This is a genomic window from Halobacillus sp. AWM4_238 (assembly GCF_056158265.1).
Genome location: NZ_JBSWSY010000002.1, coordinates 3,535,292 through 3,548,479, shown reverse-complemented (window position 1 = coordinate 3,548,479; position 13,188 = coordinate 3,535,292). Strand labels below are relative to the sequence as shown.

Annotated in this window: 11 protein-coding genes; 6 read left to right on the top strand and 5 right to left on the bottom strand. The window is 43.4% G+C overall.

What is annotated here, in order from left to right:
* Positions 1–95: 95 nt before the first annotated feature.
* The gene (locus ACXACN_RS17710) at positions 96–1,058 is read right to left on the bottom strand and encodes an ATP-dependent 6-phosphofructokinase (RefSeq protein WP_474966908.1); all 963 of its coding nucleotides are present in this window, start codon (positions 1,056–1,058) and stop codon (positions 96–98) included.
* Between the two features lie 307 nt (positions 1,059–1,365).
* Here ACXACN_RS17710 and ACXACN_RS17705 point away from each other — a divergent pair, with 307 nt between their 5' ends.
* The gene (locus tag ACXACN_RS17705) at positions 1,366–1,488 is read left to right on the top strand and encodes a YfhE family protein (protein ID WP_474966191.1); all 123 of its coding nucleotides are present in this window, start codon (positions 1,366–1,368) and stop codon (positions 1,486–1,488) included.
* Positions 1,489–1,618: 130 nt separating this feature from the next.
* On the opposite strand, the gene ACXACN_RS17700 is transcribed toward ACXACN_RS17705, so the two are convergent.
* Positions 1,619–2,254 (bottom strand): 2OG-Fe(II) oxygenase, encoded by a 636-nt coding sequence (locus ACXACN_RS17700; protein WP_474966189.1) that lies wholly within the window; start codon positions 2,252–2,254, stop codon positions 1,619–1,621.
* 252 nt (positions 2,255–2,506) lie between these two features.
* Positions 2,507–4,654 carry a type IA DNA topoisomerase gene (locus ACXACN_RS17695; protein ID WP_474966188.1) on the bottom strand — a complete coding sequence of 716 codons (2,148 nt, stop codon included), beginning with the start codon at positions 4,652–4,654 and terminating at the stop codon, positions 2,507–2,509.
* A gap of 483 nt (positions 4,655–5,137) precedes the next feature.
* Between ACXACN_RS17695 and ACXACN_RS17690 the strand changes: the two genes are divergently transcribed.
* From ACXACN_RS17690 to ACXACN_RS17680, 3 genes are all read left to right on the top strand, one after another.
* Positions 5,138–6,103, top strand: a complete 966-nt coding sequence (locus ACXACN_RS17690) for an L-lactate dehydrogenase (RefSeq protein ID WP_474966187.1) — start codon at positions 5,138–5,140, stop codon at positions 6,101–6,103.
* Positions 6,104–6,126: 23 nt separating this feature from the next.
* Positions 6,127–7,752 (top strand): L-lactate permease, encoded by a 1,626-nt coding sequence (locus ACXACN_RS17685; RefSeq protein ID WP_474966185.1) that lies wholly within the window; start codon positions 6,127–6,129, stop codon positions 7,750–7,752.
* A 217-nt stretch (positions 7,753–7,969) separates the two neighbouring features.
* The gene (locus tag ACXACN_RS17680) at positions 7,970–9,385 is read left to right on the top strand and encodes a hypothetical protein (RefSeq protein WP_474966183.1); all 1,416 of its coding nucleotides are present in this window, start codon (positions 7,970–7,972) and stop codon (positions 9,383–9,385) included.
* 140 nt (positions 9,386–9,525) lie between these two features.
* Here the strand turns inward: ACXACN_RS17680 and ACXACN_RS17675 are convergent, their stop codons facing one another.
* The gene (locus tag ACXACN_RS17675; protein ID WP_474966182.1) at positions 9,526–9,663 is read right to left on the bottom strand and encodes a hypothetical protein; all 138 of its coding nucleotides are present in this window, start codon (positions 9,661–9,663) and stop codon (positions 9,526–9,528) included.
* A 350-nt stretch (positions 9,664–10,013) separates the two neighbouring features.
* Between ACXACN_RS17675 and ACXACN_RS17670 the strand changes: the two genes are divergently transcribed.
* Together ACXACN_RS17670 and ACXACN_RS17665 are read left to right on the top strand one after the other, a co-directional pair.
* Positions 10,014–10,838 carry an alpha/beta fold hydrolase gene (locus ACXACN_RS17670; protein ID WP_474966180.1) on the top strand — a complete coding sequence of 275 codons (825 nt, stop codon included), beginning with the start codon at positions 10,014–10,016 and terminating at the stop codon, positions 10,836–10,838.
* A 74-nt stretch (positions 10,839–10,912) separates the two neighbouring features.
* Positions 10,913–11,359: a staygreen family protein gene (locus tag ACXACN_RS17665; RefSeq protein ID WP_474966178.1), complete on the top strand. Its 447-nt coding sequence runs from the start codon at positions 10,913–10,915 to the stop codon at positions 11,357–11,359.
* A 126-nt stretch (positions 11,360–11,485) separates the two neighbouring features.
* On the opposite strand, the gene rlmD is transcribed toward ACXACN_RS17665, so the two are convergent.
* The gene (rlmD, locus tag ACXACN_RS17660) at positions 11,486–12,946 is read right to left on the bottom strand and encodes a 23S rRNA (uracil(1939)-C(5))-methyltransferase RlmD (RefSeq protein ID WP_474966177.1); all 1,461 of its coding nucleotides are present in this window, start codon (positions 12,944–12,946) and stop codon (positions 11,486–11,488) included.
* Between the last annotated feature and the right edge of the window lie 242 nt (positions 12,947–13,188).

Below are 13,188 nucleotides of genomic sequence, written 5' to 3'. Positions count from 1 at the left end.
GTATCGTAACATGTATAGAACATTGAGGTGTTCCATTCCACTTCCCATTGATCAAAAGAAAAGGCAAGCGCTGTAACGCTTGCCTGCCTTCTGCTCTATATAGAAAGCCTTTCAGACAATTCATACATGCCTTCATCAACCCGAGGCGATTGAGAAAAAACATCTTCGAATGCATAGCTCACAAGGGTCAGGTCCTTCCATCCTACAACTTTGCCTGATTCCTGTTTTAGCAACAAATCAACCGCATGTGCGCCTAATCGACTAGCCAGCACACGGTCTCTTGCCGTGGGAGCTCCCCCTCGCTGGGTATGACCTAATACCGTGACACGAGATTCAATCCCTGCTTCTTCCTTCAATCTCGAGTTGAGATCGATTCCACTGATACCACTACCCTCAGCGATGACGATGATCCTGTACCTTTTGTCTCGAGAAGGACCATTTTTTATCTGTTCGATCATGGCATGGATGTCCTCTTTCTTCTCAGGGATCAATATATTCTCTGCGCCACCCGCAAGCCCGGACCATAATGCCAGGTTTCCTGTATCCTTTCCCATCACTTCAATAATAGAAGATTTCTCATGGGAAGACGCTGTGTCACGAATGCGATCAATATAATCTATAATTGTATTCAATCCTGTATCAAAGCCGATGGCCTCCGTCACGCCCGGAATATCATTATCAATCGTAGCCGGAATGCCGATGCACGGAAAACGCTTCTTTTCCAGCTTAGCAGCGATGGACAGGGCTTCCTTTCCGCCAATCACCACTAAGGAATCGATTCCTGCTTTGTTCAAGTTTTCAATGACTTTCTCCTGGCCTGCTTCAGTATAAATTTCTTCACATGTGTAGGATTGCAGAACCGTCCCTCCACGTTGAATAATAGAGCCAACGGACGATGCATCCATCTTCTCCCACGTTTCATTCAACAAACCTTGGAAACCATACTTAATCCCAACCATTTCGACGCCGTAATAGATGCCCGATCTTACGACTGACCGTATAGCTGCGTTCATTCCAGGAGCATCTGCTCCACTTGTTAACACACCAATTCTATCCATCGTCATCACTCACTTTCCTACGAATAACCAATGTATATTGTATACCCTTCCAAAGACTGTCACAAGCGGACCTACTTGAGGTTAAGACTGTACGGATGGAAGGCAGCTGCCTCTCACTTTATAAACAAACCGATTACGGCAATGCTTCAGCTCATCTCTTTTTTGAATCAAAGAAGCGTTGTTATCCTTGGCATCTTTGTTATCAGCACATTCGTTTATCAAAGACGAAAAGACCGTAGTGCTATAGAATAACCTTCTCCCAAACCGTTCATAATGATACTAATGACAGGCAAAGGAGGGAACAGGAATGAAATCGAAAGCCCAAGTTTCCAAGGAACAAAGAAGTACATTAACGAAAGCTCAAGAAGTGAAATTCCAACAAGCGTTTAAAAGAGCGAATAAGATCGTTGAAAACACCAGAATGAAATAATGGTGATTGAATGGATTCCCTTTTCTGTCATAAGAAAAACACCCAAAAACGGAAAGTTCTATGTCCGTTTTTGGGTGTTTGGTTTATTTAACAATCATTTCAGTACGTAAAAAATCAATCGCTGCTTCCCTTACCTATACTGCTTTCTCCGCACCCACATCGTCGCTGCCCATTTTTCCCCGACCTGGACTGGGGATCCACCGTGCAAGGTCCGTTCATTGAGCTCTGGATCAGAATAAAAATATTCAAAGTAGACGCCCATCCCTTTTTGAGGCGAAACCGATAAATTCAAGTGTGGGAAGTATGTTTCCCCACCCTCTTCGACGTCGTTCAAGTAAAGCACAAGTGTGCTGATCCTTGGGTTGTTTTTTGCTTGAACCTTCGACTTGAAATAGTCGTAGTGGGCTTTATATTCTTGGCCTGGTTTATAATTAAGAATATGAAGTCCCTCTCCATGTTCTACAGGTACATTCATAATTTTCGCCAATCGCTTTTCAATACGGGTCGTGATATCATCTTCCGGTAGAAATGTGCTGCTGCTTGTCCGAATGTCACTTACTTCATGACGTGATCCGATTTTTGATCGGTTCATCCGGTTTTGAGATAGACGAATCAGTTCGTCACATTCGGCGTCACTGACGACGTTACCCAAAATAGCAATCTTAGGGTCTTCCATTTTAGCAATCACTGCAATCTCACGGTCTTCCGTCAAAATCTTGTTTCCCGTGTGGTCAAAAATAGAAGCTTCTTTCACTGTTAATGTCAACTTTTCATCAACCTCTTCTTATTTTACTAAAACGCTTTCAAAGAAACATATATCCTTGAAGAAGATAGGATATGAAAAATATCATACCACCTTTTTATGATTTATTCCTGAGTTTTTATAAAAATTACAAAATTGTTCACAAATGATTAATAGAATACTGTTCTTTTAAATTCGATCCTAAAAAAACACCACCTTCTCACTTAGGAGAAGATGGTGCCTGCCTCCCTCTGACAAGGAGGAAAATACGAAAGACTAGCTTTTTTCTTCCGCTTTCTTATTAAAGTCAAACTTAATCTTATACTCTTCGTCCAATGTCAGCGCCGTACTGAACGTTTTCTTCCCTTTAAATCCCTTTAATACTTTGGTCCGCTTCTTCTCACACAGCGTTTTGATCATATTAGGCGTCAGCGTTTTTCCGGCCAATCGTTTCGGAAAACTCACCTTACAATCTTTTTTATATTCGGAACATGCATAAAATTTGTATCGATCCATAATAGAACCCGTCTGACATGCTGGACATTTGGCAATCGGTGTATTCCACTTTTTCTTCTCACCAGTATCCCGAATCTGAACCTGCTGTATGGAATCAGGAGTCTCTTGAATCAGTTTTTCAATAAACTGGCTCGTCTGTTTGATAAACATTTGTTTAGAGCCTTCTCCACTTCCAATCTTCTTCAAATACGACTCCCACTTGGCCGTCATGGAAGGGCTCGATAATAACGTACCTTCAATGGCTTCACAAAGCGTAATTCCCTTAGCTGTAACGTAGACATTATTCTTTTTCACTTCAATGTACTTTTGCGCTTTGATCGTTTCAATGATGCTTGAACGGGTCGCTTCTGTCCCGAGGCCTTCGACTTCTTTTAGGATTTCCACGTCTTCCTCATCATCCATGAGTTTTCCGCATGTTTTCATCATGTTGATCAGTTGACCCTCGGTGTACGGTTTCGGCGGCTGTGTCATACTTTCTTTAATATGAAGCCGGGCGCCTACCTCCTCCCCTTTTTGAACATTCGGAAGAAGTGCTTCTTTTTCATGTTTCGCTTTTGCAGGCTTTGGAAAAAGCTCTTTCCATCCTTGGTGCACTTCTCTCCGTCCTGTCGATTTGAAAGGGAGGTCGTGAACATGGGTGAACATCGTCGTTTCTTCATACACGTAATCACTATGGAACATCGCGAGTGTCGTCGCCATCACTTCGGTATAAATGTTGCGCTCCTCACGGCTCAGACCATTCAATTTCTTTTCCGTTGGGACCGTCTTCGTCGGAATGATGGCATAGTGCTCCTGAACTTTTTTGCTGTCGACATACCTCTTCCTCGGCTTCGTAGACAGCGGGGTGAAAGAAACATTCAATGTATCCTGATAGGACTTCAGATTTTTCACCAGATAGGAGAATTCGCTTTCCGTAATATAATTACAATCGGTTCTCGGGTAGGAGACCAGTTTTTTCTCATAGAGTTTCTGCATCGTCTTCAGCACTTGGGACGGTGTGTACTTCCAGCGTCTGTTCGCAACACTTTGCAAAGTAGACAGCGAATGCAGCTTCGGTGATTTTTGGTGTTTTGTCTTTTTGTCTACACGTTCGACGATTCCCGTATGGTCGTCTTTTTCTTTTAGTCCGTGCTTATCCATCAGCGCCTGTACCTTGGCTTTATCCTTTTCTTTGATTTCAGCTAAGCCTTTATAGGAACCTGCCGCTGCTTGAAAAAGTCCCTCGATTTGGTAGAAAGGCTCGGATACAAAGTTCTCAATCTCCTTGTGTCTCTGGTAGATCAAGTACACCGTCGGGGATTGCACGCGCCCGATCGACAGGTAGCTTCCGAAGCCCTTTTTTTGTAAATGTAAGGTGAACAGGCGGCTGGCATTGATCCCTACCATCCAATCACTAATTTGACGGGCTTTCGCTTCATCAAACATTCGCAAGTCTTTTTCATTGTTTTGTAGATTCTTAAATCCTTTGCGCACTTCATCCTTCTCCAGGGAATTGATCCACAGACGGCGGATCGGTTTCCCCTTCACGCCTGTTAAGCGGAGAATGCTATAGAAGATGTTCGATCCTTCCCGATCGACATCGGCCGCATTCACAAGGACGTCCGCCTGTTGGAACAAACGCTTGACCTCTTTAAACTGATCCCATTTTCCTTTCGACACTTTTTCAAGAAATCGATCCGGAACAATCGGCAGTTGATCAAGTTTCCACCTTTTCCACTCCGGCTTATAGTCATGTGGTTCTTTCAATTCCACTAGATGACCGACGCCCCACGTAATGGTCGCCCCGGTCGGAAAGGTATCATCGGGTTTTAGTATGATATATGTTTTCGTCTTTTCTTGTATCGTGAAAGCCTCTGCATAAGCTTTTGCCTGAGAGGGTTTTTCGGCTAAGATGACCACTCGTGTCATGGTCTCTCCACTCCCTTCATTGAACCCCAAGATTACTATGGGATGAAAAGGAAATCAAGATATGACTGATATAATCACAGGGAATTAGATTTCCCCCATCTTTTATCCGTTCCTTTTCAACCTTTTTCCTTAAAGATTCGACCCTGCTCCTTCGTACGAACACTACTATTGCTTTTTTCTCTCCAGTGGTTCCGCTTGAGTAGTGACCGAAAAACGCCTGTTCTTTCTATACTTAACTCTTCTATATAGAGGATCACACGATTCCCTATCATCCTTTTCCCCCTTCTCATTCACCTTTATAGCTTTTTGATGATGCACGCATATTTTGAACAAAATGTGAACAAGAAAACGCTTGCTTTTAGGGAGGAGTGAACTTTTGTGAAATATTTCACAAAACCTATTGATTCCCTCTTCGAAATATCGCACAATAAGTTTGTGATATATTTCACATAACACTTTGACAAACTTTTAGGAGGAATTCATATGACTAGAGAACATGTTAACCGCGTTGCACTTATTGGGGCTGGATCTGTAGGAAGCAGCTATGCTTTCGCTATGTTGAACCAATCCGTTACTGAAGAATTCGTCATCATCGATCTGAATGAAGATAAAGCGATGGGAGATGCCATGGATCTGAACCACGGAAAGGTCTTCGCTCCAAACCCAACCAAAACATGGTACGGTCAGTATGAAGACTGTAAGGATGCCGACATCGTTTGTATTTGTGCAGGTGCAAATCAAAAACCTGGCGAAACGCGATTAGACCTTGTGAAAAAGAACTTGGCGATTTTTAAAACCATCGTCGACAATGTCATGGCTAGTGGATTCCAGGGAATCTTTTTAGTCGCTACAAATCCAGTAGATATCCTTACTTATGCGACTTGGAAATTCAGTGGTCTGCCAAAAGAACACGTCATCGGCAGTGGAACCATTCTTGATTCTGGACGATTCCGTTATCTTTTAGGTGAATACTTTGATGTGACACCTGCTAATGTTCACGCCAATATTATCGGAGAACATGGAGATACAGAACTTCCTGTTTGGAGTCACGCTACGATCGGCGGGGTACCCGTTCTTGAATTAATTGAACGTCATGAGGAATATAAAATGGAAGACCTTGATGAAATTTTCACAAATGTCCGCGATGCTGCCTATCAGATCATCGAGAAAAAAGGAGCAACCTATTATGGGATTGCCATGGGACTAACTCGGATCACGAAAGCTATTCTTCAAAATGAAAACAGCATTCTAACGGTCAGTGCCTATTTAAATGGTGAATACAACGCTGAAGACATCTATATTGGCGTACCCGCTGTAGTGAACCGAAACGGAATCCGCAATATCGTGGAAGTCAGCATAAACGAAGAAGAACAAAAACAATTTGATCACAGCGCTGAAGTACTTAAAGAAATCTTACAAACGAACTTCAATAACACAACCCTAGCCTAAACAAAAGAAATGAGTGAATGATCATGTGGTTACAACAGTATGACCCTTTTGGAAATATATTCATCAGTGCAATCATGGCTGCTTTGCCGATCTTCTTCTTCTTTTTAGCCCTGACACGCTTTAGAATGAAAGGAATTTTGGCCGCTTTTCTCACCCTTGCTTTAAGTATTGTCGTATCTGTCTTATTCTTTGACATGCCGTTCATGAAAGCCATTGCTGCTTCCGTGCACGGCGTGGCCAAAGGATTATGGCCGATCGGATACATTGTCATTATGGCTGTTTGGTTGTATAAAATAGCCGTCCGGACTGGGAAATTCAAGGTAATCCGGTCTAGTATTGCCAACATCTCTCAGGATCAGCGGCTTCAGTTGTTGTTGATTGGATTCAGCTTTAACGCCTTCCTGGAAGGGGCAGCTGGATTTGGTGTCCCGATTGCCATCAGCGCTGCACTTCTCGTAGAACTTGGTTTTCGTCCGCTGAAAGCCGCCGCTTTATGCTTGATCGCAAATGCCGCTTCTGGGGCATTCGGCGCCATCGGTATTCCTGTTATTGTCGGGGCCCAAATGGGGAATCTTGAAACGATGGAACTCTCCCGAACACTTGCTTACATACTACCGATGATTTCTTTCGTTATTCCATTCTTACTTGTCTTCATTTTAAGCGGCATGAAAGGAATCAAAGAAACGTTGCCGGCATTGTTCGTCGTTAGTGGCATTTATACAGGAACACAAATCTTCACAATCTTATTCCTTGGACCTGAACTTGCCAACATCCTCGCTGCCCTGGCAAGCATGGCTGGACTTGCTTTATTCTTAAGAAAATGGCAGCCGAAGAACATTCACCGCGAGGAACATGCACCGCAAGTCCAACAGGGTGAAAATTACAGCTTGAAAGAGATTATTAAAGCCTGGTCACCGTTCTATATTTTAACAGCAACGATTACCATTTGGAGTTTGCCTTCTTTTAAAGCTCTATTCAGTGAAGGTGGACTGTTAGAAAGAACAACAGCATTCATATCTATTCCTTTTTTACATCAGGAAATTCAGAAAGCACCACCCATTGCTCCAGATATTGTAGCGTTAGATGCACTCTTTAAATTAGATTTAATATCTGCCACGGGAACGGCTATTTTAGTCGCTGTCCTTCTTACGGGTCTGTTCAGCTCAGCAATCACATTGCCTCAAGGAATGGACTCACTTAAAGGCACGATCCAGGAATTATGGATCCCTATTTTGACCATTTGTTTCGTCATGGGCTTCGCGAACTTATCCAATTTCGCTGGTTTGAGTTCTTCTATTGGGTTAGCCCTGGCGAAAACCGGAGATCTGTTCCCGTTATTCAGTCCAATACTTGGCTGGCTTGGTGTATTTATTACCGGATCTGTCGTCAGCAACAATGCCTTGTTCGGTCATTTACAAGTCGTCACAGGGGATCAAATCATGGCAAACCCGGCTCTATTACTTGCAGCCAACACAGCTGGTGGTGTCATGGCTAAGCTGATCTCCCCACAATCCATCGCCATTGCGACAGCAGCGGTAAAACAAACAGGACAAGAGTCCACTTTGTTTAAAATGACATTGAAATACAGCCTGGGATTGTTGATTGTTGTTTGTGTTGTCACATTCCTATTATCTTTCATCGGTGTATAACAGCAAAACATCACCACTGGTATTTTTTATACTTGTGGTGTTTTCTTCCAGAAATATGTAAGCGCAAACAAAAAACAACTCTCCTGTTGTGAAATACAAACGATTGATGTCCCTCCAAAACCTACCCCCAACCATCCAATCACTTCTTGAGAAAATTTGTAATCCTTGTGATACGATATGTAAGGTTAACACTATGATTATGAATGGAGCATCACTTATGGTACAAATCGCAAAACGAGGGTACACCTTATTTATCGTGTTATATGTCCTCATGCATTTTATTGTATATTTTATAGGTGGTGAAATGCTTTCCACCACTCTTTCCTTATTCGGTTTTGCGGCCTTTGTCCTCGGGTACTTCTTCCTGCCCGTAAAACAGGCGGCGATTTCCCTTTTACTGCTCATCATCGCCTTGATTGTTCACATTTCTGCAGGGACTTCACTTATAGAAGGTACTGTATCAGGCTTTACCATTATGAGCGGACTAATCGCGCTCTTACTGATCGTCCCTACGATTAGTTGGGTGCTGGAAGAAAAGCCATACATTGAATCAGTCATCAATTTTGCTCAAAACCTTCTCAATACAAGTCGGAAGTTTTATTTCGGAATGATGGTGATCACCCAAATCATCTCTTATTTCCTTCTATTTGGTTCAATCCCCATGGTCTATAGCATGATCAATGACTTTTTGAGCAATCAAAAAGGTGAGGTGTGGGAGAATTACAAAGGAACGGCCCTCTTACGCGCGTTCTCTTTAACAACGATGTGGGTCGTCAGTATTCCAAGCTTCATTTTCGCTGTAGACGCACTTGGAGCATCCCTTGGCTTATCGATCCTACAAGGATTTTTCATCTCATTCGCAGGGATTTTATTATCTGTGTTGTTCTCTTATTACCAAGAACGTCATTACGGAGTGGATCTCACCGCAGGGATTCAGGAGCAACTGGAGAAGATTGCAGAACAGAAGAAACAAGAGTCGAAAGGAAACCGGGATGCCATCGAGTTCGGCTTTCTTTTCGTAACGTTATTCGGTTCCATCTTCCTTCTTAATGCGCTTTGGGATGTCCAGCTACTGCTGATTATTCCCATTGTCATCGTCGCCTGGGTCATCCTTTACTTCATCATTCGCAGAAGAAGCAGCGCGATTACAGAGAACGGAAAAACGTATGTATCTAAGAGCATTCCTAACAAGGCTCAACAGTTCTCGATCCTATTGGCCGCCGGCTTCCTGATTAACGCTGTGAACCAATCCGGATATGGAGAGTACATTATCGACGGTCTTTTTTATGTGACAGACGCCGTCCCGTTCTTGAACTTTTTATGGGTCCTCCCTTTTGTCGTCATTATTCTAGGGTTTATCGGGCTCGGTCCATTGACTGTCATTGTCCTCGTATCTGGAATTTTGCAAGGAGTGGATCTTCCCTATCCTCCAGAGATCGTCGTTCTCGGGATCACATCTGGAAGCGTCATTTCGATTATGCTGTCTCCATTAATTTTACCATCGATTATATTGAGTTCTGTGAACCGGCTGAGCATCATTAAAAATGGCTTGCTGTTTAACTATAAATACGCGATTGCCTTTTATATTATGGTGCAAATCTATCTTCAGCTGTTTGTGATGTTTTTCTTATAGGAAAGGCATTTAAAATCTAAGGAATCAGCAGTTGATATAAAAAATTCATTACAAAGAACGCGTGGGTAGAGTGTTTATCCACGCGTTCTTTGTTTCTTACACTATCTAAAACCTGTCCCATATACGAATATAAACCTCACCTATTCATTATTTGGTTCGGAAGACTTTGCCTTTTTATCGTAAATCGAAACGGCCCACAAAAAAGCAATCCCTGTAAAGAAAATGCCTAAACCACCAAACAAACAAAGCAAGAAAATACTTACATCAACTAACCCCATACGTTTCCCCCCTCAACGATTGTACGATGTATATCGTATTTGTTTTTACGAATGACTTCTAACCATAGTTTCATAAACTGACAATTCATATTTTGTATGTAAAACGATGGACACCCCCTCATAACCTCTTCATCTGAGCACTATTCTTAAAATGAAGACTGATTTCCTGCGTCTCTACGGAGAGACTCAAAGGTTCGCTTTTCTATTGTACCTTACGGAAAACTTCCCCTATAGACAGGATTACACATGATTTTCCAAGAAAAAGAAATGGAAGGAAGATCCGATGAATAGAATTTAGAAGGATCCTTTCACCTATTCGCTTCCAGCATCAAAAACTCAGGAGGGGTACCATGAACACGAAGGAAACGTATATTGAAGTGGAGCCTGGGATTGAATTATTTGTCCAGGAAACCGGAACGGGAGACCCGATTGTCCTGATCCCGGGTTTTACCTTCACGACAGAGGTCTTTTCCGAGCAAGTTCGTCACTTTTCGAAAACTCATCGTACGATCGTCATTGATCCCAGAAGCCATGGACGCTCTACTCTTACGGTTCACGGAAACGACTACGTCACACATGGGACGGATTTGCAAAAAGTCTTACAGGCATTAAAGGTTGAGAACCCAACACTTGTCGGTTGGTCTTTCGGATGCTTAACCGTGTGGGAATACATTCGCCAGTTCGGAACCGATGAAATTCACTCCCTGATCTTGATTGATATGCCTCCAAAATCTTTATCCCTGAATCAAGACGAGGACTGGGTGGAAGGACCTCTCGATGATTTGGCGGCAGCCTATACGAACTACCTCCGTCACCCCCAAGGGCAACGAGAGTTCATATCCGCTTATGCCACTGGCGTCATGGTCCAACGGGAATTGAAAAAAGAAGAGTTGACCTGGATGGTGGAGCAGTCTCTAAAAACGCCTTATTATATTGCATCCAACTTATTCTCTTCCGGTCTGTTTTCGGATTATCGAAAAGAGGCCGCCCAAAGCAGTAAAACTGTCCCAACACTTTTCGTTGTCGCCGAACATTGGGGAGAGACTGCGAACGCTTATCTAAACAGGTTAACTCCCTCCGCTTCGGTGAAAATTCTTGGAGGTCACCTCATGTTTTGGGAGCATAGTGAGAAGTTTAATAGGATGATGGAGGAATTTTTGAGAGAATCTCAATAATTTCATACCTGCTGTGAACCACAGCATAAAATAGTCCTGTCGCATCCATCACCCCCTTAACAAGGAGGTTCCCTTTGAAAAGGCTTGATCCAGACAAACTTTTCGTTGAGTTTAGACATTGTGTTACAAAAACAGAACCTCTTTTAGGTCGGAGATACACATTGACTCACTCTGACACAACGGCAGAACTTTTTCTCACCATAGGATGGGTCTATGCTTATGAAAAGATCACTCCCATGAGAGATGAAGTACTTGCCGAATGGAGGGTAGAGAATGGTTCGCCTTATCTCTTTGTCTATGTTTATGTGGATGGCCAAGATGGATCCAGCCAATCACCCATTCGCGATACTATTTTCAGGCGCGAATTACCCTTAGCACTCGAAGCGATCAGATACGGGGACCTGTGTCTTTTTAAAGCCTATCCAGAATTGGATCATGCGCCCATTTTCATACGTTTCGACTCCATAATCCCCCGCTACAATCGTTATGAGTACTGGGGCACTCCAAAGGAGTATCAGTAGGTGTGTGTTCGATAAGATTGGTTAGCCCCATGTCCAAGGTAAATACAATACAGAAAAAGGTTCATCCACTTCGATGGATGAACCTTTTTCCAGTCAGGACACCAGTACCCTGTATTCAGGTATTGGCTATCCTTTCAGCACCAACTTCGCCACGGATTCAACATGATAGGTCTGCGGAAACATATCTACCGGCTGTATGCCTTCCACCTCATATCCATTCTTCACCAAGTACTTCATATCCCGCGCCTGTGTTTCCGGGTTACAGGACACATACACAACCTTTTTCGGCTTAAGCTTTACAACACTTGATAAAAACGCTTCGTCGCTCCCGCTTCTCGGCGGGTCCATAATCACGACATCGGCTTTCTCTCCGCGTGCAGCCATGTCGACCATGAATTCGCCAGCGTCGCCTTGATAAAACCTTGCATTGGTCACACCGTTTCGCTTCGAATTACGGATCGCGTCTCGAACCGCATCCTTATTCACCTCTACACCAATAACTTTTCCGGCTTTCCGGCTGGCTACAAGACCAATCGTTCCAATCCCACAGTAAGCGTCGATCACGGTTTCGTTCCCCGACAACTCTGCCATTTCAATCGCTTTTCCATACAATTTTTCTGTCTGGACCGGATTGATTTGATAGAAGGATTTTGCTGAAATCTCAAACTCCAGTCCACACAGCGTATCCGTGATCGTTCCTTTCCCGAACAGCACTTTCTCCTGCTCGCCAAGAACAACACTCGTATCGCGTTTATTTACATTTAACAGCATGGTCGTAATCTCTGGATGAGCTTTTTTCATCGCTTTAATAAAATTGTTCTTTCCCTTAAACTCCGAAGACGCCGCAACGAGAACGACCATGATCTCTCCGCTGACCTTGCCGACTTTGATCAGAACATGCCGCAAAAAGCCACGCCCGGTGTCTTCATTATACGGCTGCATTCTTGTATTTTTCATATAGTCCTTAATGGTATCTATGATTTCGTCCGCTTTCGGGTCATGAATGAGACACCGATCCATCGGTATGATTTCGTGTGTATGCTGAGCATACAACCCACCAATGACTTGACGCTTGTGATTCAGACCGAATGTCGTATGACTCTTATTCCGGTAATCATACGGATGATCCATGGTGAAAATGGGCTGCGGCTTGCCAAACGGCTTCATCAGGTGATCGATGGTTTCCTGCTTGAAACGCGCTTGCCCATGGTTGCTCATATGCTGAAGCTGACATCCCCCGCACTCGTAATAATACGGACAAGGCGGATCCACCCGTTCTTCTGCTGAGGTGATCACACGCTTCAATTCGGCGTCCAGAAACCTTCCCTTTTGAATAATGCTTACCTCAGCTTTTTCTCCAGGCAATAAAAGCGGAACCTCCAACTGCTTGCCATTCCATTCCGCGATCCCTTTGCCTTCATCAGTCAGTCCTGAACAGGTCACTTCTGCCATTACAGGTTTTTGGCCACGCACAGGCTTGCCTTTGGCTGGTTTTTGTGGTGATGAGTTCTGTTTCCCATAAGGTTTTCCGGACCTGCTGGGTTTCTTTTTTGTTTTTTTATATCCTTGATTCTTTCGTTTACTCATAGGCACTTCCTGTCTTTGCTTATTTGCCCCTCATTATAAACTACCCGGAGCTGACGGTAAAACAGATGCAAAAAATCCTTCCATGTTGGATGGATCGACGCTGTCTTTCTGTCATCCTCTTTTATTATAGCCAATTTCCCCAACGGGAACTTCAGCCAATACGTCTACTCACCACTTCTGATTATCCTATTCCCTTATCCTTCAAGCCTTCTTTTTCAGAACCGTCCGCTATTTTTTTGTTG